Origin of the sequence: Pararhizobium polonicum (genome assembly GCF_001687365.1) — a bacterium.
GTDB classification, from domain to species: domain Bacteria; phylum Pseudomonadota; class Alphaproteobacteria; order Rhizobiales; family Rhizobiaceae; genus Pararhizobium; species Pararhizobium polonicum.
This window is the reverse complement of the sequence record NZ_LGLV01000006.1, coordinates 300,115-324,285: the sequence shown is the minus strand read 5'-3', so window position 1 is coordinate 324,285 and position 24,171 is coordinate 300,115. Positions and strand designations below refer to the sequence as shown.

Annotated in this window: 21 protein-coding genes and 1 other annotated feature; of the genes, 10 read left to right on the top strand and 11 right to left on the bottom strand. The window is 59.9% G+C overall.

Going from position 1 to position 24,171, the window contains the following annotated elements:
* Positions 1 to 143: 143 nt before the first annotated feature.
* Positions 144 to 2,084: a methyl-accepting chemotaxis protein gene (locus ADU59_RS10365; RefSeq protein ID WP_068954013.1), complete on the top strand. Its 1,941-nt coding sequence runs from the start codon at positions 144 to 146 to the stop codon at positions 2,082 to 2,084.
* A 327-nt stretch (positions 2,085 to 2,411) separates the two neighbouring features.
* Here ADU59_RS10365 and ADU59_RS10360 read toward each other — a convergent pair whose 3' ends face one another.
* Positions 2,412 to 2,558, bottom strand: a complete 147-nt coding sequence (locus ADU59_RS10360) for a DUF1127 domain-containing protein (protein WP_068954012.1) — start codon at positions 2,556 to 2,558, stop codon at positions 2,412 to 2,414.
* Between the two features lie 254 nt (positions 2,559 to 2,812).
* Positions 2,813 to 2,868, top strand: a sequence feature (sul1 is cis-regulatory element that is thought to sense ions involved in sulfur or methionine metabolism; They are found in Alphaproteobacteria).
* A 70-nt stretch (positions 2,869 to 2,938) separates the two neighbouring features.
* Here ADU59_RS10360 and ADU59_RS10355 point away from each other — a divergent pair.
* Positions 2,939 to 4,405 (top strand): SulP family inorganic anion transporter, encoded by a 1,467-nt coding sequence (locus tag ADU59_RS10355; RefSeq protein ID WP_068954011.1) that lies wholly within the window; start codon positions 2,939 to 2,941, stop codon positions 4,403 to 4,405.
* A gap of 129 nt (positions 4,406 to 4,534) precedes the next feature.
* Here the strand turns inward: ADU59_RS10355 and ADU59_RS10350 are convergent, their stop codons facing one another.
* Positions 4,535 to 6,085 (bottom strand): MFS transporter, encoded by a 1,551-nt coding sequence (locus tag ADU59_RS10350; protein ID WP_068954010.1) that lies wholly within the window; start codon positions 6,083 to 6,085, stop codon positions 4,535 to 4,537.
* 166 nt (positions 6,086 to 6,251) lie between these two features.
* On the opposite strand from ADU59_RS10350, the gene ADU59_RS10345 reads away from it, so the two are divergent.
* Complete coding sequence (locus ADU59_RS10345) at positions 6,252 to 7,106, top strand: LysR family transcriptional regulator (protein ID WP_068954009.1); 855 nt, start codon at positions 6,252 to 6,254, stop codon at positions 7,104 to 7,106.
* Positions 7,107 to 7,266: 160 nt separating this feature from the next.
* Here the strand turns inward: ADU59_RS10345 and ADU59_RS10340 are convergent, their stop codons facing one another.
* Positions 7,267 to 8,505, bottom strand: coding sequence for an MFS transporter (locus ADU59_RS10340; protein WP_083198206.1), 1,239 nt, complete (start codon positions 8,503 to 8,505; stop codon positions 7,267 to 7,269).
* A 178-nt stretch (positions 8,506 to 8,683) separates the two neighbouring features.
* On the opposite strand from ADU59_RS10340, the gene ADU59_RS10335 reads away from it, so the two are divergent.
* Positions 8,684 to 9,601 (top strand): LysR family transcriptional regulator, encoded by a 918-nt coding sequence (locus ADU59_RS10335; protein ID WP_068954008.1) that lies wholly within the window; start codon positions 8,684 to 8,686, stop codon positions 9,599 to 9,601.
* A 250-nt stretch (positions 9,602 to 9,851) separates the two neighbouring features.
* Here ADU59_RS10335 and ADU59_RS10330 read toward each other — a convergent pair whose 3' ends face one another.
* Positions 9,852 to 10,400: a cysteine hydrolase family protein gene (locus ADU59_RS10330; RefSeq protein ID WP_068954007.1), complete on the bottom strand. Its 549-nt coding sequence runs from the start codon at positions 10,398 to 10,400 to the stop codon at positions 9,852 to 9,854.
* A gap of 105 nt (positions 10,401 to 10,505) precedes the next feature.
* On the opposite strand from ADU59_RS10330, the gene ADU59_RS10325 reads away from it, so the two are divergent.
* The 3 genes from ADU59_RS10325 (at position 10,506) to ADU59_RS10315 (ending at position 12,808) form a co-directional block, all read left to right on the top strand.
* Positions 10,506 to 11,480 (top strand): GlxA family transcriptional regulator, encoded by a 975-nt coding sequence (locus ADU59_RS10325; protein ID WP_068954006.1) that lies wholly within the window; start codon positions 10,506 to 10,508, stop codon positions 11,478 to 11,480.
* Positions 11,481 to 11,753: 273 nt separating this feature from the next.
* Positions 11,754 to 12,215 carry a mobile mystery protein A gene (locus ADU59_RS10320; protein ID WP_068954005.1) on the top strand — a complete coding sequence of 154 codons (462 nt, stop codon included), beginning with the start codon at positions 11,754 to 11,756 and terminating at the stop codon, positions 12,213 to 12,215.
* The gene (locus tag ADU59_RS10315) at positions 12,212 to 12,808 is read left to right on the top strand and encodes a mobile mystery protein B (protein WP_068954004.1); all 597 of its coding nucleotides are present in this window, start codon (positions 12,212 to 12,214) and stop codon (positions 12,806 to 12,808) included. The genes ADU59_RS10320 and ADU59_RS10315 overlap by 4 nt, the downstream gene beginning before the upstream one ends.
* 141 nt (positions 12,809 to 12,949) lie before the next feature.
* Here the strand turns inward: ADU59_RS10315 and ADU59_RS10310 are convergent, their stop codons facing one another.
* Positions 12,950 to 13,579: a TetR/AcrR family transcriptional regulator gene (locus tag ADU59_RS10310; RefSeq protein ID WP_068954003.1), complete on the bottom strand. Its 630-nt coding sequence runs from the start codon at positions 13,577 to 13,579 to the stop codon at positions 12,950 to 12,952.
* Between the two features lie 143 nt (positions 13,580 to 13,722).
* Here ADU59_RS10310 and ADU59_RS10305 point away from each other — a divergent pair, with 143 nt between their 5' ends.
* On the top strand, positions 13,723 to 15,759 hold the full coding sequence (locus ADU59_RS10305) for an NADH:flavin oxidoreductase (RefSeq protein WP_068954002.1): 2,037 nt from the start codon (positions 13,723 to 13,725) through the stop codon (positions 15,757 to 15,759).
* A 555-nt stretch (positions 15,760 to 16,314) separates the two neighbouring features.
* On the opposite strand, the gene ADU59_RS10295 is transcribed toward ADU59_RS10305, so the two are convergent.
* The 5 genes from ADU59_RS10295 to dapA all read right to left on the bottom strand — a co-directional run bounded on the left by ADU59_RS10295 (position 16,315) and on the right by dapA (position 21,096).
* Complete coding sequence (locus ADU59_RS10295) at positions 16,315 to 17,088, bottom strand: amino acid ABC transporter ATP-binding protein (RefSeq protein WP_068954000.1); 774 nt, start codon at positions 17,086 to 17,088, stop codon at positions 16,315 to 16,317.
* A gap of 7 nt (positions 17,089 to 17,095) precedes the next feature.
* Positions 17,096 to 17,758: an amino acid ABC transporter permease gene (locus ADU59_RS10290; RefSeq protein ID WP_068953999.1), complete on the bottom strand. Its 663-nt coding sequence runs from the start codon at positions 17,756 to 17,758 to the stop codon at positions 17,096 to 17,098.
* A 58-nt stretch (positions 17,759 to 17,816) separates the two neighbouring features.
* On the bottom strand, positions 17,817 to 18,662 hold the full coding sequence (locus ADU59_RS10285; protein ID WP_068954143.1) for a transporter substrate-binding domain-containing protein: 846 nt from the start codon (positions 18,660 to 18,662) through the stop codon (positions 17,817 to 17,819).
* An 82-nt stretch (positions 18,663 to 18,744) separates the two neighbouring features.
* Positions 18,745 to 20,184, bottom strand: coding sequence for an FAD-binding oxidoreductase (locus tag ADU59_RS10280; protein WP_068953998.1), 1,440 nt, complete (start codon positions 20,182 to 20,184; stop codon positions 18,745 to 18,747).
* Positions 20,185 to 20,196: 12 nt separating this feature from the next.
* Positions 20,197 to 21,096, bottom strand: a complete 900-nt coding sequence (dapA, locus tag ADU59_RS10275; RefSeq protein WP_068954142.1) for a 4-hydroxy-tetrahydrodipicolinate synthase — start codon at positions 21,094 to 21,096, stop codon at positions 20,197 to 20,199.
* Positions 21,097 to 21,374: 278 nt separating this feature from the next.
* On the opposite strand from dapA, the gene ADU59_RS10270 reads away from it, so the two are divergent.
* Together ADU59_RS10270 and ADU59_RS10265 are read left to right on the top strand one after the other, a co-directional pair.
* Positions 21,375 to 22,034, top strand: a complete 660-nt coding sequence (locus ADU59_RS10270) for a helix-turn-helix domain-containing protein (RefSeq protein ID WP_068953997.1) — start codon at positions 21,375 to 21,377, stop codon at positions 22,032 to 22,034.
* Positions 22,035 to 22,067: 33 nt separating this feature from the next.
* The gene (locus tag ADU59_RS10265; RefSeq protein WP_068953996.1) at positions 22,068 to 23,195 is read left to right on the top strand and encodes an alpha-hydroxy acid oxidase; all 1,128 of its coding nucleotides are present in this window, start codon (positions 22,068 to 22,070) and stop codon (positions 23,193 to 23,195) included.
* Between the two features lie 124 nt (positions 23,196 to 23,319).
* Here the strand turns inward: ADU59_RS10265 and ADU59_RS10260 are convergent, their stop codons facing one another.
* On the bottom strand, positions 23,320 to 24,156 hold the full coding sequence (locus ADU59_RS10260) for an ABC transporter substrate-binding protein (protein WP_068953995.1): 837 nt from the start codon (positions 24,154 to 24,156) through the stop codon (positions 23,320 to 23,322).
* Between the last annotated feature and the right edge of the window lie 15 nt (positions 24,157 to 24,171).

Below are 24,171 nucleotides of genomic sequence, written 5' to 3'. Positions count from 1 at the left end.
AGACAGGCCGGGACGGCTCTGAGGAGCCCTTTCGCCATCACGGCGTCAAATGCCGTCATGTTCCCTTCCTTTAAACGATAGATAGATCCGGCCGGCATGCACCCCGGCCGCGTGAGCAAAGCACTGTATTGAAAGGGGCTGCCATGCTTCTCGAACGCATCAAGATTCGCACAAAAATCATTTCCGTCATCGTATTGATGGCAATTCTATCGCTCGCCGGCCTTATTTATCTGAGTGTCAAATTCAACGATGCCAACGAGCGATACAACGCATTCATCACGCATGAGAGCATGGCTGCGATGCTCAATGCCCGTTCGACGGGAAACCTTCTGCAGATGGGCCTGCAACTCAGCCTCGCCGCATTGAACGACCCCTCGTCTGCGGAATTCAAAGCAGCCCTCGCCAAGTACGATGCGGACCGGGCACAGATCAAGGAGCGGCTGCTGACAACAGCGAAGCTGGTGCCGAGCCGTGCCGAGCCGGTCGAGGCGATGCTCCAGGGGGTCGCCAAAATTGAAGATGTCGGTGCGACGGTTCTTTCTCTCGCACAGTCCGGGCAGCGCGATCAGGCACAACACCTGATGAAAACAGCGGGTAGCGACATCATGGGGCTTTTGCCTCTCTTTGCGAATGGCAACGACCAGTTGATCAAGGCCATGGAGAGCGGCCGTGATGAAATCACCGCGACCGTGGACCGGACCATATTCACCAGCTTGTCCGGCCTCGGAATTGCGATCGCTTTGATGGTTCTTCTTGGCCTTTACGTTTCATCGCGCGGCATCACGCGTCCGATAGAGCGGCTTCGCGGCCGCATGCTTTCCCTTGCCGGCGGCAACGCAACCGATGAGATTGCCGGCCTGAACCGCGGGGACGAAATCGGCCAGATGGCAACCGCGGTCGCCACTTTCAGAGACAATGCAAGAGAGCGGGTGCGCCTTGAGCAGGAAGCCGAGGCCAATCGCAGTCTGACCGAACGCGAGCGGATCGAACGGGACGAGCTCAGGGCCAAGGAGGCTGCGGACATACGGTTTGCAGTCGATGGGTTGGCGGCCGGCCTCGTGCACCTTGCCGAAGGGAATGTCACCTACCGCATTGCCACCCCTTTCGTTGCCCACCTCGATGGTTTGAGAGACAACTTCAACACATCTGTCGAGAAGTTGCAGGAAACGCTTGAGGCGGTTGGCGAGAATGCCCGTGGCATCGATTCCGGTGCCAATGAAATCCGCTCGGCCGCCGACGATCTTGCCAAGCGCACAGAACAGCAGGCTGCCTCCGTCGAGGAAACCGCGGCGGCTCTCGAGCAGATCACCACAACCGTCAAGGATTCGACCCGCCGGGCGGAGGAAGCCGGCGCACTGGTTGGGCATGCCAGAACCCAGGCCGGGAAATCCGGCGATGTCGTGAAACGCGCGGTTTCCGCCATGCACGAAATCGAAAAATCGTCGCAAGAAATCAGCAATATCATCGGCGTTATCGACGAAATCGCCTTCCAGACAAACCTGCTGGCCCTGAACGCCGGTGTCGAAGCCGCGCGCGCCGGCGACGCCGGCAAGGGTTTTGCCGTCGTGGCGCAAGAGGTGCGCGAACTGGCACAACGCTCCGCCAATGCAGCAAAGGAAATCAAGGCGCTGATCAGCACCTCCGGCAATCAGGTGCGCTCAGGCGTCGAGCTCGTCGAGGAAACCGGCACGTCGTTGCAGGAGATCGTCGAGCAGGTCCAGCAGATCAACCGGCATGTTACCGCCATCGTCGAGGCCGCCCGCGAACAATCGGTCGGCCTTCAGGAGATTAACACCGCCGTCAACACGATGGATCAGGGCACCCAGCAGAACGCCGCCATGGTCGAGCAATCGACCGCTGCAAGCCACAGCCTTGCACGCGAGGCCCAGGCACTGAACAGGCTGCTCGCACAGTTTACGCTCAGCAGAACGTCGGGGCGGTCGGGCCCCATGCCGAGCAGCAGCCATAGTCAGCCCGTCGCATCCCCGGCACGGGCGCTCGGCCGCAAACTTGCCGGCGCATTCGCCAACAACCGGGCGACAAGCGCCGCCGTCGCGCAGGATGCTTCCTGGGAGGAGTTTTAGGATAACTCCGGTTCCTTTTCCGGCAGAAAGGCAAAGCCCGGTTGCGCAATCAACCGGGCTTTGCTGCCTGAAATCACGGCTGGACGTCTGGCCTGTTTTCGCTGACACAAGAAGCATCCACGTCGGCAAGCCATATCTTGCGATCTACCGGCATCCGGATCTGATCGAGACCCTGCGAAACGCAGACCTTCTTCCGAGATTTCTTGTCGATGCTTTCAGATAGGCATTCGAGGTTCCGTCGTGCCGGGACGGTACCCCTTTGACGCAAAAACGCCCGCGTCATCAGCGGGCGTCATGCGGTATCATTCGGGTATAGTCTGGCGCGAATTAACGAGCGACCGATGCGCGGGCAACGGTGCGGATGTCGGCGCGATCGATACCAAGGTCCTGCAGTTCGCGGGCAGACATGCGGCCAAGTTCGTTAACGGTCTGACGGAACTTGCGCCAGTTGTTGAAAGAGCGTGCAACGTTCATGATGATCCCCTTTCCTGAGGGTTGTCTGACGTCAGCAACCGCGTTTGGTTCCGGCGTCGTTTCGGTGATTGGAATATAGGCGTTTCAATCGGTTTAAACTACGGATAATCCCTCACCCCACCTATGCGCCTGACGCAGGGGTTCTCTGGACTTTGCAAGAGATGCTCGTTTCGTGAGCAGCGAGGGGATGGCACGGTGACGACGATTTCGTGTTGCATCGCGGCAAAAATGCGGATTATAGATGATGTACTCACCACGGACCCGGTGAAATTCCGGGTGGCTCTTCTGGCCGCCGATCCGCCAGACAACGCAAAACCTGCATGCCATCGAAACCGCCGCTTAACAGGGCGCGTTCGCCATGCTTTGCGAGATCTCATTCCATGTCATTTTCATCCATCCGCCGGGATTGGTCCGCCAACCCCATGCGCGAAATGCTCGCCGGAGCCGTCGCGACGTTCGCACTGATCCCCGAAGTCATTGCCTTCTCCTTCGTTGCGGGTGTCGATCCGCAGGTCGGCCTGTTCGCGTCGTTCATCATCGGCATCGTCATCGCCTTCACAGGCGGACGTCCCGCCATGATCTCGGCCGCCGCAGGATCGGTCGCGCTTGTTGCGGCACCTTTGGTCCATGCGCATGGATTGCCCTATCTCTTTGCCGCCGGATTGCTGGCAGGCGGCTTCCAGATCCTGTTCGGGCTGTTGCGCCTTGGCGTCCTCATGCGGTTCGTTTCAAACTCCGTCCGCACGGGCTTCGTCAACGCACTCGCGATCCTGATCTTCACGGCGCAGCTTCCGCATATTATCGGAGGAGACTGGACTGCCTACGCCATGCTGGCCGCCGGGCTGGCCGTCATCTATCTCGTCCCACGGATCACCACGGCCATTCCATCACCGTTGATCTGCATTCTCGTTCTGACCGCCGCTTCGATCACCCTGCAGCTTCCGGTCCTGACCGTCGCCGACCTTGGAAAGCTTCCGGACTCGCTTCCGGTCTTTGGCTGGCCCGCAGTTCCACTGACGTTGGAAACGCTGGCAATCATCGCCGGCCCTGCCCTTGCCATCGCCATGGTCGGCTTGCTCGAGTCGATGATGACGGCCAGCGTCGTTGACGACCTGACCGGCACTCCGAGTTCGAAAAACAGGGAGTGCACGGGCCTCGGCCTTGCCAACACTGCAGCAAGCCTGTTTGGCGGTATCGCTGGCTGTGGGATGATCGGCCAGACGATCAGCAACGTGAAATACGGCGGACGCGGCCGGCTCTCCACCCTGTTCGCAGGCGCCCTGTTGCTGGTTCTGATGGTCCTGCTCAAGCCATGGGTATCCCAAGTTCCGGTGGCGGCGCTGGTGGCCATCATGGTGATGGTGTCGATCGACACGTTCGACTGGTCGTCCTTGCGCACAGTGGTCGTTCATCCCAAGATGTCGAGCGTGGTCATGATCGCAACCGTTCTCGTCACGGTGTTCAGCTCTAATCTTGCATTGGGCGTTACCGTCGGCGTCCTCCTGAGCGGCGTATTCTTCTCATTCAAGGTTGCCCGCCTGTTGCGGGTGGAAACCGAGACCGATGCTTCGGCTGCCCGCTTGACCTATCGTGTATCGGGTCAGGTTTTCTTCGCGTCCGCGGATGTCTTCGTCGAGGCGTTCGACATACAGGATGCGGGCGGCATGGCGGTCTTGATCGACGTGTCGGATGCCCATTTCTGGGACGTCACTGCCGTCGGCGCCCTCGACAAGGTGGTACAGCGGTTCAAGGCGCATGACATTCCCGTGGATATCGTCGGCCTGAACCAGGCAAGCTCGACTCTGATCGGAAGCCTGGATGGCCGGATGACGCCAAAAGAGGTTTGAGCCGAACCGGCGGGACCATTTCCGGGTCTTGCCACAACAATACGCTGAGGGCCGCGGAGAGCGGGAATGCTGCCCCCTTTTCCGTTGGGGCAGCCTTGGCCGGTGGTTCTTGACCGATCCTGCCGGTGTTTAATCGGCCGATGCCCCTTGAAGATTTCGAGCATCCGCGCAGGCGACGGCTGTCTTGGGGCCGAAGATCATGAAGCTGAGCGCGGCCAGGACCCAGGCGCCGATTCCACCGTAGAGCATTACCCAGCCGAAGCCTGTGACCAGCGCCTCGTGGATGACAGCGCCGGACAGGTCCGGCACGGTGCCGACATTTCCGGCGGCGATCCTCTCGGCCAGCCCGCGCAACTGCTCGATCCCCGCTCCGGTTGGCTGGGCGGCACTCAATGAGGACAGCACCCCTGCGGCCAGCAGGAAGCCCATGACCGGAATGTTGATGGCCAGCGAGATCATGCGTGCGCTCATATCGATGCCCGATGCCATGCCGGAGCGTGCAGCGGGGACCGCGCCCGTCGTGGTGTTGGTAACCGGCGTATTGGTCAGCCCGAGCCCAACACCCGCCAGAACGCAGCCCGGCAGCATGGTCAGCCAGCTCGCATTCGCGGCCCCGCTACCGAGCTTCATCAACATAAAGCCCAGCCCGATGACGAACAGTCCCGCCGGCACGACCAGGCCGGGCCGATAGCGCAGCGACAGCCGCTCGGCCAGCGGCGGCACGACCAGCGCGGGCAGCGTATAGGCAAGCAGGCCCAGCCCGGCGGTGACGCTGTCATAACCAAGACCTGCCTGGAACCAGATCGGCAGATAGATCATGAACGGCCAGAAGCTGATATTCATCGCCGCCGAGCCGATGATCGCACCGGAAAAGGCGCGGATGCGGAACACCGAAAAATCGAACATCGGCCGTGGGGTCAGCGTCTCTGCGACGAGGAAGACGATAAAGCTTATGACCGAAATGCCGAGGATTAAAAGCGCCATCGGGCTGGAAAAGCCGAGATCCGGTCCCTGGGTGATGAAGAAGGCAAGGCAGGACACCGATAGCGACAGCGTGGCGATGCCGGCGATGTCGAGGCGGGTCGCTTCCGGGTCCCGTGATTCCTGCACACCGCCAATCGCCAGCAGCAATGTCATGATGCTGAGCACAACATGGACGAGGAACACCCATTCCCAACTCCAAAGCGCGACGATGGCACCGCCGATGATCGGGCCGAACCCCAACCCCACACCGGAAATGATGCCCCACCACCCGAAGGCCATGCCGCGTTCGCGCGCCGTGCGGAACTGATGCGAGAGGATGGCGATCTGGCACACCAGCATCGCGCCGCCGCTCAGTCCCTGAAGGAACCGGGCGCCGATCAGCACCATCACGCTTTCGGTCACGCCACAGGCCAGCGAGGCCGCGCCAAAAGCGGCGATGCTGGCGATGAAGACGCGTTTGCGCCCGAAGCGGTCCGCCAAAGTGCCCGTCGCCATCAGCACCATCGTCACAGCGATGGTATAGGCATTCATGATCCATTGGAGCTGCCTGAAATCCGCATGCAGCACCTCTTCCAGTGTTGGCAGGATTGCCGGCACACTGGAGATTTCCAGCCCGAACATCAGCGCGGACAGGCAGACGGCGGCGAGCGCAATGGCACTCCGGCTGCTGGTTGGTGCGGATACGGCAAGGGTCATGTGTTCAGCCTTTCGACGGTGGGACGGCAATGGCGCGATCCGGTCAAAACGGATGGCGCGCTGCTTCGGTCCGCGTGTTGCGTGGTTGAGGCAGCCTAACGGCATCTTGACCATAACTGAATTGGATGATTGGATATTTCAGAGACAACAATATCGGATTACTGCCATGACCACGCTGGACGTGGACGCCGTTCAGGCGTTCGTCACCGTCGCCGATCTCCAGAGCTTCACGCGCGCAGCCGAGCTGCTCGGATCGACGCAAGGCGCCATCAGCGTCAAGCTCAAACGGCTGGAGGATCGTCTGGGGCAACGGCTGATCGAGCGGACGCCGCGTTCGGTGCGCCTGTCGGCGCAAGGCGCGGTCTTCATCGATGGTGCCCGCGAATTCCTCGCCGCCCATGACCGCGCGTTGGCGGGGGTATTTTCCGCCCGGCGGCATTTCGGCCTCGGCATCGCCGCCCATGTCGCGGGGCCGGAGGTGCCAACCCTGCTGGCGCGGCTGAATGCGCACGATCCTGGCTTGACCATAGAAGTGCGCATGGACACGTCACGCGTGCTGCTGGACGCCTTCGATCGCGGCGAACTCGACGCCGCCATCATCCGGCGTGAAGACGACCGGCGCGACGGAGAGGTGCTGGGGCCAGAGCATTTCGGCTGGTTTGCAGCCCCGCAGTTCGCGCATCGTCAGGGCGAGCCGTTGCGGCTGGCCGCACTCGCACCCGCCTGCGGGGTGCGCGACATTGCCACCCGCGCGCTGGACGCCGGTTCGATACCGTGGACGGAGGTATTCCTTGGCGGCACGTCATCCATGGTGACGGCCGCCGTCTCGGCGGGCCTTGCCATCTCGGCCTTCTCCTGCCGTCTGGCCCCTCCCGGCACAGTCGAGGTCAGCCATCGTTTCGGCCTGCCGCCGCTGCCTTCCACGGAGATCGTGATGTTCTCCACGCTGACCGACGCCAGGTCCCGCGAGGCGCTGCGCACGCTCGCAACAGCGTTCCGCGAACATCGGCCCAGTTCATGACTGGAAGAACGGCATGACGACCTTTGCCCTCATTCACGGGCCTGGCATGGGTAGTGAATGGAGACTACTTCGAGCGCGTCTTTCCTCCGGCATGCTACATACCGGAGGAAAGACCTATATCCACGGCACGCAGGCGGGGGCTCGCACAGGCGCTACTCCATCACTCCTGACCCGCTGAGGGAAATCCGTGCCGCCTCGCGGCCCAAGCAACGATCAGTGTCGGAACAAGAGCAGCGAGCATCGCCCAAGGTAAATAGGCAGCACCAATCGTTCCCAGCAGCACGCCGCCGATGACACTGCCACCAGCGATGGCAAGATTCCATCCGGTGACGATCATGGCCTGTGCGACATCCGCCGCCTTGCCGGCCGTCTTGGCCGAGGCTGTCTGGAACAGCGTCGGAGCTCCGCCAAACACCAGCCCCCAGACGGCGATGGCGACGTAGATAATCATTGGCGAAGCGCCCAACAGCCCCAACGCCAAAACGGCGGCCGCGAATACGGCGATACTGGTAAGCACCAGCGCGCGCAGCCAGCGGTCGATCAAAACCCCGGCGATCCACAGACCAATGAGACTGGACAGGCCGAAGACGAGCAGGATGGCATCCACCTGCTCCGCCAAACCGACGGGAGCCAGGAACGGCGCGATGTAAGTGTAGAGAATATTGTGGGCGACGACGAAGGCAAACATCACAAACAGGATCGGGCGAATACCCGGCAGCATGAAGACCTGCGCAGTGGAAAGCTGCTTGCCTGCCGGTTGGCCCGGAAAATCAGGCACTCTTGCCAGGACCCAGCCGATGAGAATGACTGCCAGCACGCTCATGATACCGAAGGCAAAGCGCCAGCCGGCCAGTCCGCCGACGAAAGCCCCGGCGGGAACACCGAGGGAAAACGCCAGCGGCGCGCCGATCCCGGTGATGGCAATCGCCCGGCCTGCCAGATGTGGCGGCGCCATGCGGGCGGCGTAACCGGCAAGAAGCGCCCAGACCAGACCGCCGGACACACCGGCGAAGAACCGCGCCACGAGCGTCAGGGTGTAGTTGTCCGATATCGCCGTCACCGTATTGACGACGGCGAAGCCACCAATGGCAACCAGCAGCAGCGGCCGTCGGCGCAGGCGCTGCGTCACGGTCATCAACGGAATGGCCGTCAGCAGAGAGCCGGCGGCGTAGACCGTAATCAACTGGCCCGTCATGCTTTCGGAAACGCCGAGGCTCGCGCTCATCTGCGGCAGCAGGCCCGCAGGCATCACTTCGGTCAGCAGCGTGACAAACGCTGCCATGGCGAGTGCCAGCAATCCCCAGACGGGAAGCCGCTCCTGCAAAGCCGCGCTCCTTCGGCTCGTCTTGTCGCTATGCGGTTCGTGGGCGGGAATGTCCGCCGGGCTGGTCAATGTCATGAGAATCGCTTTCGTGAGAGATTGGGATGAAGGCAGGAGAGCAACCGCCCCCCTTGAGAAGGCGGCGTGCAACCTGGCCGTGGTTCGCGGCGAACCTAACCCCTCGCCAATGAGCGACAAACAGGCTACAGTTCATAACACTTTGGACAAATATGTCGTGCAGCGGAGCGGTGAACCCATGGACAGTCTCGGTGCACTCGGCGCCTTCGTTCAGGCGGCCGATGCCAACGGTTTCACCGAGGCCGGGCGCAAGCTCGGCGTGTCGCCCTCCGCCGTCAGCAAGGCCGTGCAACGGCTGGAGGAACGTCTTGGTGTCCGGCTGTTTCACCGTTCGACACGCAGCATCACCCTGACGCCCGAAGGCGCGGTGTTTCTTGAGCGCTGCCGCCGTATCCTGTGTGAGGTCGAAGCGGCCGAGACGGAATTGACGCAGGCGCAGAGCGCGCCGCAAGGGAAGCTCCGGATCAGCCTTCCCTCCATCGGTATCCTGTTCATGCCGAGGCTCGCCGAATTCAAGCGGCTTTATCCCCAGATCGAAATAGAGATGGATTTCAGCGATCGGCTGGTGGATGTGATCGAGGAGGGTTTCGACGCAGTGATCCGCACCGGCGCGCAGGCTGATTCACGGTTGATGGTCCGAAAACTCGGCTTCTATCGCAAGGTCATCGTCGGCTCGCCCGCCTATCTCAAACAGGCTGGCCTACCGGCCAGCCCCGAAGATCTCGCCGGCCATGCCTGCCTGATCTACCGCTACCCCTCGACGGGCAAGCTGGACCGGTGGCTGCTGCGCCGTGACGGAGAAGCGATTGATGTCGCCCTGCCCGCCAGCATGGTGATGAACACGCTGGAACCGCAAATCTGCCTTGCCGAGCAAGGTCTCGGCCTTGCCTGCATTCCCGACATGGCGGTCCGCAGACAACTCGAAGACGGATCTCTGATCAGCGTGCTCGACGACTACATGCAAACCCGCACGACACTGCGCGTCCTGTGGCCATCCAGCCGCCACCTCTCGCCCAAGCTCCGGGCGTTCGTGGATTTCGCGGCGAACAAACTTCTGGAGCCCATACTTTGGCAGGGCCGACTACCAATAGGGTGACTTGAGATGGGCGTGTGACGTCCCGTGGTGGTTGTCCACCGCCGTGCTTCATATGCCGCTCCCAAAATCAGGTGGTGGCTGTGATCCAGCCTTCGGCACACGACCGGCCGCCCTTGCCGAAGCCATCACCGAGGCCTCCATATCTCTGGTATTCCACCTCTCATTGCCGGTGTGGCTTAGCACGGCAATGAGAGGTGGCCCGTCAATTTTTTGCGCGGACCAATTCGACCAACAGCGGAACCTGTGCGCTTTAGCGGGAGAGCAAAGCGTTGGTATCAATCACCTCGCCATAGGCGAACGCCAGCGCGGACATGATGGCGGCGTGGACCTGGGCCGCCGGAACTGTTGCGCCCTCGAACTCAAGGTCGAGCGTGGCGCAGGCATCGTGGACAGTAACCGTGCTATAGCCGAAGTCCGCCGCCGCGCGGGCGGTCGCGTCGATGCACATATGGGTCATCGCTCCAACCAGCACGACCTCTTCAATACCCTTCGCGTCAAGGATTTCCTTTAACCCCGTCTCGCGGAAGGAATTGGGGTAATTCTTGACGATCACTGTTTCACCGCTCAGGGGGCCGACGATCGGGCTGATCTCCACACCTGGCGTGCCGGGGATGAAGATAGGGTCCTGCGGATCTGACGTTTCATGGCGGACGTGGATGACCAGATCGCCCTTGGCGCGGGCATGGGCAAGCACCTTGGCCGCGTTGGCAGCGGCCTCCTCAATACCGACGAGCGGCAGTTTCCCCGATGCGAAATATTCGTTCTGGATATCGACGGCGACAATGGCGCGCTTGCTCATGACTTATCCCTTATTGGTGGATCATTGGCTGTTGCATGGATGATGCAGCGGAATAAATTGCTCCTCCATTGGCGATCATGACATAATAGAGGGTGATACCGACAAATGCCCAACTCTGCTCCGATTGAAATCGGCCTGGTTCTCTACCCCAGCAGCCAGATGTCTTGCGTGCTCGGCCTCACCGATCTGTTTGGCATTGCCAATGGGATCGCAGCCGCAAAGAACGAACAGGGCAGCCAACGTCTTCTGCGTGTCACGCATTGGGCGCTTGAAAGCGCATCGGCCCCACCGGCCCGTGTCTTCGATACGGAGTTCAGCGATGAAGGCGCACCCGATGTATTTATCCTGCCGCCGGCGATCGATTATCTCATCTCCGTGGAGATGACTGCACCGCTAACGGATTGGCTGCGCGAACGGCACGGCGCTGGAGCCGTATTGGCCTCGGTCTGCGCAGGCGCCTTCCTGCTCGCAGAAACCGGCTTGCTGGCTGGTCGAACCGTCACGACGCACTGGTCGTATGCCGAAACGTTCCGGGAGCGCTTCCCCGAGGCTCATCTCGACCCGGACAGGCTGATCATCGATGACGGTGACATCATCACCGCCGGTGGGCTGATGTCGTGGACCGATCTTGGCCTGAAGCTTGTGGACCGTTTTCTCGGCCCGACGGTGATGGTCGAAACTGCGCAGGTGCTTCTGGTCGATCCACCCGGCCGTGAGCAGCGCTATTACAGCACCTTCTCACCGAGGCTTGGCCATGGTGATGCCGCCATCCTCAAGGTGCAGCACTGGCTACAAGTGACAAAAGCCAAGGATATGGATCTTTCAATCCTCTGCGAGCAGGCAGGGCTTGAAGAGCGAACCTTCCTGCGGCGTTTTCAGAAGGCAACCGGACTGACGACGACCGAATATTGCCAGCGGCTGCGCATCGGCAGAGCGCGCGAACTGCTGCAGTTCGGCGCCCTCTCCATAGACCGGATCGCCTGGGAGGTCGGCTACAATGATCCCGGCGCGTTCCGCAAGATTTTCGCCAGATTTGTCGGGCTGACGCCGAGCGACTACCGGCGCCGTTTTCATGCGTGAAACGAACCGGATCGCTTGTGCGTCGCTCATTGGGGGTAAGCTACACGGCCGCAGGTTCAGGGCGCAATGCGCGCCTACCGTCCGCCTACGCCTTGAATTCGTTTTGATGCCGTCAAAGGGCGCAATCTTTTATTCACCCTTGAATCAGATTATAAGCTGATTTTAACAAAATTTGCTCAGGCTATAGGCTGATAAATTTTAATTGTTTATCACTCTATGAGCTGATAAATTTTGCGCTCATCGCTCGGTGCTTGATCTGGAAATGAGGCCATAATGAAAAGCGACAGCCGCAAGAGAGCACGCCTCAGGATTGACGAGAGGCTTCAGGCGCTTCGACCTATTGATCGGTTCAGGGTGCCACCAAAGGGATGGGTGCGTGCGCTACGCGATGTCCTCGGCATGACAGGCGCGCAATTAGGCACGCGCATGGGCATCCGGCCCCAAACTGTCGATGCGATCGAAAAGTCGGAGGCGGCGGGAACGATCCAACTCAACACGCTGCGCCGCGCCGCCGAGGCGATGGATTGCACCCTTGTCTATGCCCTCATTCCGAACAGTTCACTTGAGGCCGCCGTCGAGATACGGGCGCGCAAAATCGCGATACGCGAATTGCAACGTGTCGCGCACACGATGCAGCTGGAAGCGCAAGGCACGGATAACGACGACTTCGAATATCGCATTCAAACATACATCCGCGACCAACTCTCCGAACGCGACCTCTGGAGCGACACATGACGGACCTCTTCCGGCAGCCTGAGGACGCGACCCCGCTTGAGCCGCAGGAGCGAGAGGGGCTTCTGCAGAGCTGGATTACCCACCGTAACGACCTCAACGAGGCAGAACAGGAAAACATCGTTAAGGGCGCTGCCTGGGCACGGGGCCAGCGGCGCGTGCCGATCGAGCGGCTTCTCAGCGAGGACTTCATACGCACCTTGCACAAGCGGATGTTTGGGGAAGTCTGGCAATGGGCGGGTACGTTTCGGGCGACAGAGCGCAACATCGGTATTCAGGCATATCGCATAGGAATAGAGCTCGCGAGCCTATTGAACGACATCCAATACTGGGTCAAGCATGCAACTTTTCCACCGGATGAGATAGCAATCAGATTCCATCACCGCCTCGTCGCGATCCACCCGTTTCCGAACGGAAATGGCCGTCATGCTCGGCTAGCCGCCGATCTTCTGATTCAACGCCTCGGTGCAAACCTTTTCAGTTGGGGTAGTGGCAGCCTGGCCGATGCCGGCGAAATACGCGCGCGCTATGTCGCCTCGCTACGCGCTGCGGACAATCACGATATCAGCCCCCTAATTGAATTCGCGCGGAGCTAAACAAGGCACAATAGCTCAAGCCCTTCCTGAGACACTACCCCGAATTTCGCAGTTGCACGACATCTGCGTCAGCATCAAACCAGCTGTGGCACACCAGCCACCACCACGATGACGCTCCCCCTTCAAGAGACCATCCCTTTTCTAATCGGGTTTGCAGCCGTGCCGTGAGAAGAAGCGATCAAGCTCTCTCTGCTGGGGCACTTGGCCGGTGTAAATCGCGATATATTCCGGGATCCGCGTCATGCGGGTGAGGATGTCCTCTTTGGACTGCATCGAGATGTATCCGATCTGCACCAGATAGGTCGTTCGCGCCCGGACATCCGCGGCGGGTTCCTCGTAGCCAAACCGCATGAACATCCGGCTGAGTGCCTCCAGCCGTATCTGGTCGGCACGCTGGACCTCTTCAAGGATTTCCGGCGATTGCAGCGCCCAGCTGCGAACTGCAAACTCAAACAGGGAATCGAACAGGTCCCTGTTCACCCAGCAGTCAAAGACGTTCAGCATCGCCTCCGCCAGCGATTCTGCATAGGCATCCGCCTGCTTCACGAGGTTACCGGTATTCTTGTCTCTCCAGCGTGCGATCAGTGCGTTCAACAGCTCCTCCCGGTCCTTGAAGAACCAATAGAAACTGGTCCGGGAAAGATTGAGCTTTTTTGCCAATGGCAGGATCTTCACCGAATCCACACCGGATTCGAGCAGGGCGTCATAGGCCGCTTCGAGCCACCCTTCGTGAGAGCCGCGCCAACCGCTGTCACTCATCGTCTGTTCCATGCAGCCCCCAATCAATCCGTCGCACCAGCGCGTAGAATGTACATTAATGTCCACAAAGTAAACGCTTGTGTTTTTGATCGTTGACATATGTGTACATTCCCGCCTAGCCTTCCGATCAAAGCCCTCAGACCGGAGCCCGGCGCATGTCGAACGATCCCCTCCTTCAACCCTACAAACTGAAGCATTTGACCCTTCGCAACCGTATCATCGTCACGTCCCACGAGCCGGCCTATCCGGAGGATGGGATGCCCAAGGGACGTTATCGCGCCTACACGGCGGAAAGGGCAAAAGGCGGCGTTGCCATGACGATGACGGCAGGGTCCGCCGCCGTTTCGAAAGATAGCCCGCCGGTCTTCAATAACCTTCTGGCCTACAAGGACGAGATCGTTCCCTGGATCAAGGAGATGACGGATGCCGTCCACGAGGAAGGCGCGGCAATCATGATCCAGCTCACGCACCTTGGCCGGCGCACCCGCTGGGACAAGGGCGATTGGTTGCCGGTGCTGGCACCGTCCCATCATCGCGAGGCTGCGCACCGCGCCTTCCCGAAAAAGATCGAAGACTGGGACATCGAGCGGATCATCAAGGATTTTGCCGACGCCGCCGAACGCATGAAGGCCGGCGGCATGGATGGCGTCGAGCTGGAAGCCTATGGTCACCTGATCGAGCAGTTTACCTCGCCGCTGACCAATGAACTGGACGGCCCTTATGGGGGCTCGCTCGACAATCGCCTGCGTTTCTGTCTCGACGTCTTCAGGGCCATGCGCGAGCGGGTTGGCGAGGACTTTATTCTCGGCGTTCGCTACACCGCCGACGAATGTCTTCCCGGGGGAACAGGCAAGGCCGAGGGACTTGAGATATCCCGGCGCCTCAAAGACAGCGGGCTTATCGACTACCTCAACGTCGTCCGCGGTCATATCGACACCGATCCGGGCTTGACCGACCTTATTCCGATCCAGGGCATGGCGAGCGCGCCGCATCTGGATTTCGCGGGCGATGTTCGCGCCGCCACAAAATTCCCGACGTTTCATGCGGCGAAAATTCAGGATGTCGCCACTGCTCGGCACGCCATCGCCGCCGGCAAGGTCGACATGATCGGCATGACGCGCGCCCACATGACCGACCCGCATATCGTGCGCAAGATCATCGAAAAGCGCGAAGATGATATTCGCCCCTGCGTCGGCGCGAACTACTGTCTCGATCGCATCTATCAGGGCGGGCTGGCGTTCTGCATCCACAATGCCGCGACGGGCCGCGAGGAGACGATGCCGCATCACATCTCAAAGTCCGGCACCCGCAGGAAAGTCGTCATCGTCGGCGCCGGTCCGGCAGGACTTGAGGCGGCGCGTGTCACAGCCGAGCGCGGTCATGACGTGGTGGTCTTCGAAGCGGCCAACAATCCCGGCGGCCAGATCAGGCTCACCGCGCAGAGCGAGCGCCGCCGCGAAATGATCAGCATCATCGACTGGCGCATGAGCCAGTGTCAGAAGCTCGGCGTCACCTTCCATTTCAACACCTGGGCCGAAGCCGACACGATCTCCGCCGAAAATCCCGATGTTGTCATCATTGCCACGGGCGGGATACCGCACACGGAGGTCCTGACGAACGGCAACGAACTGGTCGTGTCGTCGTGGGATATCATCTCAGGCGACGTGAAACCGGGTACGAACGTGCTGATCTTCGACGATGCGGGCGACCATGCCGGCCTGCAGGCTGCCGAATTCCTCGCCAAGGCTGGCGCAAAGGTCGAAATCATGACTCCGGATCGCTCGTTCGCGCCGGAAGTCATGGCGATGAACCTCGTCCCCTATATGCGCTCGCTCCAGAAGCTCGATGTGACCTTCACCGTCACCTACCGGCTGGAGGCTGCCGAAAAGAGCGGCAACCAGATCATCGCCCATGTGGGGAGCGATTACGGCGGCATAGCAAAACAGCGAACAGTCGATCAGATCGTAATCAATCACGGCACCATTCCGCTGGACGATCTCTACTTCGCGCTAAAGCCGGGTTCGAAAAACCTCGGCGAGGTCTCCTACGACGAATTGCTTTCCGGTGGCCCACAAACCATTGAACGCAACCCGGACGGCACTTACCAGCTCTTCCGGATCGGCGATGCCGTCGCGGCACGCAATACGCACGCGGCTATCTACGACGCGCTGCGGTTGGCCAAGGATATCTGACGACGATTCGAAACGACGTCCCACAAGGTTTCCCCGACGCGGCATTCGTCGCGCTTGATCGGCGTGCGCAAAATCAAAGCGCACGTCAGTCTTGTCATCCAGGTATTTGCAAATTCGGACGTGGCCTGAGCCATGGCCTTCCTACACGAGGTGATCCGCAGCCGAATTCGACTTCTTTTGCCCTTCCTCCCCGAAAAGGCGATCCAGGAACTTCGGATCGGCAGACGCTCGATGACTGGCGACGGACTGCCGGCGATCGGCCGGCTCAACGAAAACATCTATCGGGTCGCGACACTTAGCGGCGTCACCCTTGCACCCCCCATTGCCGATAGAGCTGCCGCCGATATTCTCTCTGGAGGAGAAGCCGATGTTGCGCCGGCCTTCCGTCCCCATCGATTGCTTGGTACCGTACCTGCAGGCGCGGAACCTCTCCGCAGTCCTCACTCAGCCCAATAACTCGGTTTGGCGGATAGCCCCGCAATGGTCACTCCTCCACGCGATTGGGAATATGGGGGAACCGCCAAACCATCGATAGGCCACCAGTACCAATTCGTGTCACGAAGCGCGGGTATGGAAGTGGCTCAGGAACATGCGGGTCGCTTCCTGCTTCGGATTGTCGATGACATCGCGCGCCGGACCTTCCTCGACAATGATACCGTCGCGCATGAAAACCACCGTGTCGGCAACGTCGCGGGCAAAGGCGATTTCGTGGGTGACGATGATCATCGTCATGCCTTCGGCGGCCAGATCGCGCATGACCGACAGGACTTCGGCAACCAGCTCAGGATCGAGCGCCGATGTCGCTTCATCGAACAGCATGACGGCCGGTTCCATGGCCAGCGCACGGGCAATTGCCACGCGCTGTTTCTGGCCTCCGGAGAGGCGATTGGGGAATGCATCAACCTTCTCGCTCAAGCCGACTTTCGCCAGCAGCTTTCTGGCGAGTTCGGCCGCCTGTTGCGCCGGCATGTTCTTGGCGGAAACCGGCCCTTCCATGACATTTTGAAGGACGGTCATATGTGGGAAAAGATTGAAGTGCTGGAACACCATGCCGGTACCGGATCGGAACCGGGCCTGTTGCCGCGTGCTCGGCAACCGCGACGTTCCATCGAAGGTGAATGTGTCGCTGCCGATGCGCACGCGGCCGCCGTCCGGAACGACAAGCAGGTTCATGCAGCGCAACAGCGTCGATTTTCCCGAGCCCGACGGGCCGATGAGAGCAACGACCGAGCCAGGCGTGACCTTCAGATTGATATCTTTCAGGACAACGAGATCACCGAACTGTTTTTTCAGCGATACGATTTCGATCATGTGGTTTTCGGTGTTCATCGTGGCCTCAATTGCTTTCTTGAAGGAGTTTTTCGCTCTTCTTCACCACGGCGGTAAGAGGCACGAGGACGATAAAATAGATGACCGCAATGACCGTATAGACTTCGAGCGGGCGATAGGTGTCCATGGCGGCAACCTGCCCCTGATACAGCAGGTCCGGCACCGCGAGAACCGATACCAGCGAGGTGTTCTTGAACTGAATGATCGACTGGTTCATCAACGGCGGGATCATGCGTTTCAATGCCTGCGGCAGAATGATGCGTCGCATGACGCGGGCCGGTGTCAGCCCAAGAGCAAGCCCCGCTTCACTCTGCCCCGGCTCGATCGAAACGATACCCCCACGGATGACTTCGGCGTAAAACGAGCCGCCATAGAGAGAAAGCGTCAGAACCGCAGCGGTAGTCGCCGACATTTCGATGCCGGTCAGGATTGGCAATGCGTAGTAGCACCATAGAAGCTGCACAAGCAGAGGCGTACAGCGAAAGATCTCGATGTATAACCAGGATGCCCAGCGCAACGTGGCTGATTTCGATAATTGCGCAAGACCGCCGATCAGCCCGAGCAGCAGGCCGAGGACGATGATGCCGATGGTCAGAGCGATCGTGACCGCCGTTCCCTCCACAAATAACCAGCGGTAAGTCCAGAGGATATTGAAGTCCCAGGTATACATGTTTTACCTTCCCGTATGGCTGACGGCGCCTGTCCAAAAACAGGCGCCGCAGTGCCGATCAGAACGTGACGCCGGCCGGAATGTCGTCGGTGGTGATGTCCACTTTTGCGAGGTTTGTAATGACGGCTTCGCGGATAAGCCCAAGCCCCTGCGCATAGACGATCCAGGTGTTGACGAAATCGCGCCATGTCTTGTCAACCTCGCGCCGGACGGCCGCATTCGACGTGGAGCCGAATGTCGGCTGAGGCACGATGACCTTGCCGATCGACGGATCGCGCTTGACGGCACGGACACCGCCCATCCAGAAAATGCTCTGGCAATCGACGCGGCCGCTTCGCAGGGCAAGCGTTGCCTCGTCGATGGACTTGAAGCGAACAATCTGGGCGTTCGGGCAAAGACGGGTCGCGACCTGGTCGTGTGCCGAACCGACATCGACGGAAATCTTCACCTCCGGCTTGTTCAGGTCTGCCCATGTCTTCGGCTCAAAGCCCGGTTTTGCCATGACGACAAGCGCGCTGTTATAGACGGGAACGGTGAAATCGACCGCGAGCGCACGCTTCGGCGTCGGATTCATGCCGAACATGATATCGACCTTGTTGGCCTGAACCTCGAGGATCGCGCTGCCCCAGGTGGTTTCGACGATCTCAAGCTCGACGTCCATATCGGCGGCAAGCGCTGCACCGATGTCATAGAACTGTCCACCCCACTGGCCTGTTGCCGGATCTTTCATCGTCCAGGGTGCGCCTGTAGCGACACCGCCGATCCGCAGCTTTTTGGTGCTGGTCACGCGTTCGAACGTGCTCATGTCCGATTGCGCCTGAGCCGCCCTGCCGCTGGCGCCAACCATTGCCGCCGCAAGCGCGCCACCACCGATAAGGCCAGCAAATTCTCTTCTTGAAACCATGTGAATTCCCCTTTTTTTATCCTCATTTTCGATGAGGGCGAGATCGCCACAGCGGCGAGTATTGCGCATGGGGCACCCGCTTCTACGGTTTTGCCCCATGATCTGGCGGCGAGAGCAGAACGCCGGGGTTCATCCGGTTCTGCGGGTCGAACAGTTGCTTGACCTGCTGCATCAGTTCGTAACGAAGCGGATCGCAGAGCCTTTCAAGTTCTTCCGGCAACTTGCGGCCGACGCCGTGTTCGGCGCTAAAGGTGCCTTCAAACCGCGCACCGACATCATGAATGGTGCGCTCGATCTGAAGAGCGAAGGCATCCATGTCCGGACGTTGCGACCAGAAATCATGCTGGAACATCAGGATATAATGGACATTGCCATCGCCGAGATGGCAGACGACCTGTGTCACGGCCTGCGGATAGCTTTCGGCGGAAACCTTGTCGGCGGCTTTGATGAAATCGGGAACATTCGAGGTGCGCACGGCGATATCATGAACAACGCCGATGCCTTCCTTCTTGTTGGCTTCCGAAACAGAGTGGCGCACGTGCCAGATATCATCAGCCTGTTGCTGGGAAGCGGGCACCATGGCATCGGTTATCAGGCCCTCCTCAAGGCCGGCCTCCAAAATTTTCTCCAGCATTTCGCGCAGCCCGGTGGATGAATCGGCACTGCTCAGCTCGACCATCAGGGACCAGTTAGGAATGTTTGCAAACGGGATGCGAACACGATCGACATGCCGGACGACAAGCTCGATCTGCGATGCGGACACCAGTTCGAAGGCTTCGATATAAGGACCCGCCGCATCCCGGAACCGAGAAAGCAGTTCGACCGCCTCCGTTGGCGATGGAACGTCGACCCAGGCATGAACGCTGTTGTTCTGTTTTGGATGAAGGTGAAGGGCAGCGCCGGTAATAACGCCGAGCGTCCCTTCGGCGCCGATGAAAAGCTGGCGCAGCATGTATCCGGTATTGTCCTTGCGCAACGCCGCCAGATCGTTCAGCACGCGGCCGTCGGCCAGCACGACTTCCAGGCCCGCCACAAGATCGCGCATCGGCCCGTAACGAACGACCGCCGTGCCACCGGCATTGGTCGAGATCAGTCCGCCGATCTGTGCGCTGCCTTCACTGCCGAGGTGCAACGGGAACTGGCGATCTATGTGATCGGCTGCCTTATGGAGATCGCCGAGAACGACACCCGCGTCAACGATGGCAAGGTTGGCGGCACGATCAATTGCGCGAATGCGGTTCATGCGGCGTAACGACAGGACGATGCCCGGCTTTGCCGGAGCGCCGCTTTCGGGCACTGCACCGTAGCAAAGCCCGGTATTACCGCCGCTTGCAAAGACCGGCTGTCCTTCCGCGTGTGCGAGGCGTATCACGGCCGCCACTTCTTCGGTCGAGGCGGGCAGGACCACGCAGATTGCGTGACCCTGTTTGCGACCGCGCCAGTCAGTCAGGAAAGGGAGCATTTCGGTTGCGTCTGAAATGACGCCTTTCGGTCCGACAATCTCAAGCAACCGGTCGATCAAGATAGTCTCCGATCAGGCTAGATTGGCCGATTTGGCCTGTTTCGCAGCGATTTCGAGCCTTGCCAGCGTCACGGCGTTCGGGCCCTGAAGCGGCAAGCGGACGCCGCCGACCGGCATTCCGGCAAGCGCCATGTATGTCTTGAGCGGGCCGGGATTGGTCTCGAGGAAAATGCTGTCGATAACGGGATCGACGGACGCCTGCAATTCCAGAGCCTTGTTCAACTCGCCGTCCCGGGCAAGGGCGAAAATCTCGAGCCAGATCTTGGGATATATCGTCGCGGAGGCCAGAACGCCCCCCTTTGCGCCGAGTGCGACATGCGTGGCAAAGAGCGGTTCTTCGCCACTCAGCACGGCGATCTTGTCGCCGGCGAGCTTGATGGTCTTGATATATTCCGGCATGTCATAGGATGAGAACTTCATTCCGATGATGGACTGATCTTCCGCCATCGCCTGAATGCCTTCGGCGGTAACGGCGACATTGGTGCGACGGGGGATCTGGTAGAGAAGAACCGGAACCTTGACCGCATCACGGTAGTTGCGGAAATAGTCGCGCATGCCGTCCTGCGTGCCGGAAGCGTAATACGGCGTCACCGTCATGACGGCCGCGGCACCCGCTTCGGCGAAATCGTTTCCGGCTTCCACCGCATCCTGAAAACCTGTCGAAAGAACGCCGGGGATCACGGGCTTGCCGTCTGCCGCGTCAACGCAGGCAGCGACGATTGCCTTGCGTTCCGCGCGGGAAAAGGCCGGATATTCACCCGTTCCGCCAATCGGCACGACGCCGGACGCCCCAGCCTGAATCTGAAAGCCGACGAGGGCCTGCAGGCCTGCGACATCCACACTGCCATCATCTTTCAACGGAGTGACGATTGCCGTGTAGAGCCCGCGGAGATCGGTGGATGAGAGTGCCATCTTTGCCTGTCCTGTCTTGACGATCCGAGCGGCACGGAATGAGCGCATGATATGGCTGTTTTCCCGTGAAGCCGCCCCTGATGTTTTGTTTATGTCGCTTCACGATCTCGATGATTATCGACTATTATCTCTTAGTCAATATTTTTGTTCAAAAAATTCACTATACGATAAATATACACTTTAGAGCATTTTTGCTTTAAAATTCGCAGAATCTGCGATACACGTGCACATTGCGAGACAGGGGAATGACGGGCACTCCGTCGCCAGAAGGAGGCTTTATGGCCGATGCAGCAATCCGGGATCAAAGTGAACTGATTCAGGATGTTATCCGCCGCAGGGCAGATGAAATACCCAAGACCGACACTGAAAACGACGTGGAGGAGGTGAACATTGGTGCGCGCTTGCACCAGCTGCGCAAAAGCAGAAAGCTCACCCTGCAGGACGTCAGCAAGGTCACGGGCGTGTCCGCATCGGCGTTCTCGAAAATCGAGCGCAACGAACTGTCGCCAACAATCGGCACGCTTCAGCGCATCGCCCAAGGCCTCGGCATCGAGCTGCCGGCATTGCTGAACGGCCAGGAAACCGTACTGGGCACCTACGGCCGGCGCAGCGTCAACCGCGCGGGCGCGGGCAATGCGCATGATACGATGACCTGTGCCAACGTGCTTTTGTGCTCGGACATGCGCAACAAGAAGATGACGCCGATCCTGACCAACGTGACGGCCCGCTCTCCTGACGAGTATTCGATCTGGGCAAAGTCCGAAGCCGAAATTTTCCTGATGGTCGTCGAGGGTACGCTTGTCGTGCACAGCCGGCTTTATGAACCGCTTGAGCTCAAGCAGGGCGATTCCATGTATTACGACGCAAATTCCGAGCATGTCTGGACATCCGCCGGCGAAGCGAATGCCAAGGTGCTCTGGGTTCTGGTCGTGCCGTGAATTTTGCGCTTTGGTGCAAACGAGAATGACAACATGCCACAACTGCTGAACGCCCGGGATTACCGGGACGCCGCACGCAAGCGCCTTCCCACGGCTCTATTCGAATATATCGATCGCGGCACGGAAGACGAGCTGGCCATTGACGGGATTCGCAAGAGCCTCGACGCCATTCGCCTTGCACCGCGCATCCTGACGGGCCATGCCGAACGCAATCTGCAGACAACGGTGCTTGGACAGCAAACCGGAATGCCATTGATCGTTGCGCCAACGGCTCTTGCAGGCATGGTGTCGCATAACGGCGAGGTCAAGCTTGCCCGTGCGGCGGCACGCATGGGAATTCCCTTCTGCATTTCCACGCAGTCTGTGACCACCATTGAAGAGGTGAGAGACGGTGCGCCGGACGCGCTGCTCTGGTTCCAGCTCTATATGTGGAAAGACCGCAACCTCTCCAGAAAACTTCTGGAACGCGTGGCGGCCAGCGGCGCGACAACGCTCGTGGTCACGGCCGATACGCCAGTCGGCCCGAAGCGGGAATACAACAACCGCAACGGTTTCTCCATTCCCCTGAAATATTCGGTTCGCGGCGGTATCGACGTGCTGACGCATCCCCACTGGTTTTTCGGGGTGCTCCTGCGTTACCTGATGACCACCGGCATGCCGACCTACGGGCATTACCCAAAGGAATTTCGCAGTGCAGTCACCCGCCCGTCGGTCTCTGAAGCGGTAAAACTCGAAAACCTGCTGAAGTGGGACGACGTGCGTCAGTTAAGACAATGGTGGAAGGGCAAGCTCGTGATCAAGGGCGTCCTCAGTCTTCAGGACGCGATCAAGGCCTGTGAGCTGGAAGCCGATGGTATCGTCGTATCCGCCCATGGCGGTCGTAACCTCGATATCGCGCCGGCGCCCGCTGAAGTTCTGCCGGCGATTGCTGAAGCAGTTGGACATCGCACTGAAATTCTTGCCGATAGCGGTGTGATGCGCGGCAGCGACGTGCTGAAATACCTCTCGCTTGGCGCCAGTTCCGTCATGGTGGGCCGTCTTCCTCTCTGGGGGCTCGCTGCCAATGGCGAAGCAGGCGCCAACGCACTGTTTCAGATGCTGCGAGACGAAATCGACGTCACGTTGGCGATGCTGGGGCTGCGTACGCCAAACGGCATTTGACGAAACCATGGCCTTCAGACGCGCCGGACTATTGAATATGCGTCGGCGTCGGGGAGATCATGGTCATCCCCCCGACACTGTGACATTCAGTTAGGCGAACGACACCTCGCGTTTTCTCGACTCCTTACGGGATCGGCGTGAACTTCAGCTCGCTGATCGGAACGACTTTGTCTGTCCGGCTCATCTTGTATTCCGTGTTCGGGCCGAGCCACTTGTCCCAGATCTTGTTGATCTCCCCCGCTTCATCGAGCGCATGGAGCGCTTCGTTGATCTTGGCGGTCAGAGCCGGTTGATCCTTGGCCATGCCCACGCCGATCGGCTGGAAGAGCATCGGATCCTGGATCATCCGCATCTTCTTGCCCTTGGTCTGGGACTCGTTGACGAATTTTGTCGTGGTCATCGTATTGGCCACCATGCCGCGCGCCTTGCCCTGCTGAACCGCCAGATAGGCCGATGCGGTATCCTGGAACGTCAGCGGCTCGGACTTGTTGAGCTTGATCGACATTTCCGACGTAGAGCCCTTGGTGGAGGCGATACGCTGGCCTGCGAAATCGGCCTTGGTCTGCCCGGCGTCATCGGCCGGAACGATCAGCATTTCCTTGGCGAGATAATAGGGATCGCTGAACTCGATCTGTTCGGCGCGGCTCTGGGTATAGGCGAGGTTGGCGACGGTGATGTCGACACGGCCGAGCTTGACTTCCGGCACGCGGGCCTCGACGGAGACCGGCTTGACCTCCGCCGTCACGCCGAGCTGCTTGGCGATCGCGTTGCAGAGGTCGACGTCGAAACCGGCCATCTCGCGTGTCTTCAGATCGGGAGAGGCGAAGGGCGGCACATCGGCGAAGGTGGCGCAGCGCAGTGTCTTGGTCGACAGGATGTCGCCGAGCCGATCCGCTTTAGCGGGGGCGATGGCGGCGGTTGCCGCGATGGCGAAACTGAGGGCGGTGCATTTCATGGTCATTGCTGTTCTCCTTTG

What these genes read in the sequence shown, in the direction of transcription:
- ADU59_RS10365 (WP_068954013.1), top strand. Translation starts at nt 144, where the DNA reads ATGCTTCTCGAACGCATCAAGATTCGCACAAAAATCATTTCCGTCATC.
- ADU59_RS10360 (WP_068954012.1), bottom strand. Translation starts at nt 2,558, where the DNA reads ATGAACGTTGCACGCTCTTTCAACAACTGGCGCAAGTTCCGTCAGACC.
- ADU59_RS10355 (WP_068954011.1), top strand. Translation starts at nt 2,939, where the DNA reads ATGTCATTTTCATCCATCCGCCGGGATTGGTCCGCCAACCCCATGCGC.
- ADU59_RS10350 (WP_068954010.1), bottom strand. Translation starts at nt 6,085, where the DNA reads ATGACCCTTGCCGTATCCGCACCAACCAGCAGCCGGAGTGCCATTGCG.
- ADU59_RS10345 (WP_068954009.1), top strand. Translation starts at nt 6,252, where the DNA reads ATGACCACGCTGGACGTGGACGCCGTTCAGGCGTTCGTCACCGTCGCC.
- ADU59_RS10340 (WP_083198206.1), bottom strand. Translation starts at nt 8,505, where the DNA reads ATGACATTGACCAGCCCGGCGGACATTCCCGCCCACGAACCGCATAGC.
- ADU59_RS10335 (WP_068954008.1), top strand. Translation starts at nt 8,684, where the DNA reads ATGGACAGTCTCGGTGCACTCGGCGCCTTCGTTCAGGCGGCCGATGCC.
- ADU59_RS10330 (WP_068954007.1), bottom strand. Translation starts at nt 10,400, where the DNA reads ATGAGCAAGCGCGCCATTGTCGCCGTCGATATCCAGAACGAATATTTC.
- ADU59_RS10325 (WP_068954006.1), top strand. Translation starts at nt 10,506, where the DNA reads ATGCCCAACTCTGCTCCGATTGAAATCGGCCTGGTTCTCTACCCCAGC.
- ADU59_RS10320 (WP_068954005.1), top strand. Translation starts at nt 11,754, where the DNA reads ATGAAAAGCGACAGCCGCAAGAGAGCACGCCTCAGGATTGACGAGAGG.
- ADU59_RS10315 (WP_068954004.1), top strand. Translation starts at nt 12,212, where the DNA reads ATGACGGACCTCTTCCGGCAGCCTGAGGACGCGACCCCGCTTGAGCCG.
- ADU59_RS10310 (WP_068954003.1), bottom strand. Translation starts at nt 13,579, where the DNA reads ATGGAACAGACGATGAGTGACAGCGGTTGGCGCGGCTCTCACGAAGGG.
- ADU59_RS10305 (WP_068954002.1), top strand. Translation starts at nt 13,723, where the DNA reads ATGTCGAACGATCCCCTCCTTCAACCCTACAAACTGAAGCATTTGACC.
- ADU59_RS10295 (WP_068954000.1), bottom strand. Translation starts at nt 17,088, where the DNA reads ATGAACACCGAAAACCACATGATCGAAATCGTATCGCTGAAAAAACAG.
- ADU59_RS10290 (WP_068953999.1), bottom strand. Translation starts at nt 17,758, where the DNA reads ATGTATACCTGGGACTTCAATATCCTCTGGACTTACCGCTGGTTATTT.
- ADU59_RS10285 (WP_068954143.1), bottom strand. Translation starts at nt 18,662, where the DNA reads ATGGTTTCAAGAAGAGAATTTGCTGGCCTTATCGGTGGTGGCGCGCTT.
- dapA (WP_068954142.1), bottom strand. Translation starts at nt 21,096, where the DNA reads ATGGCACTCTCATCCACCGATCTCCGCGGGCTCTACACGGCAATCGTC.
- ADU59_RS10270 (WP_068953997.1), top strand. Translation starts at nt 21,375, where the DNA reads ATGGCCGATGCAGCAATCCGGGATCAAAGTGAACTGATTCAGGATGTT.
- ADU59_RS10265 (WP_068953996.1), top strand. Translation starts at nt 22,068, where the DNA reads ATGCCACAACTGCTGAACGCCCGGGATTACCGGGACGCCGCACGCAAG.
- ADU59_RS10260 (WP_068953995.1), bottom strand. Translation starts at nt 24,156, where the DNA reads ATGACCATGAAATGCACCGCCCTCAGTTTCGCCATCGCGGCAACCGCC.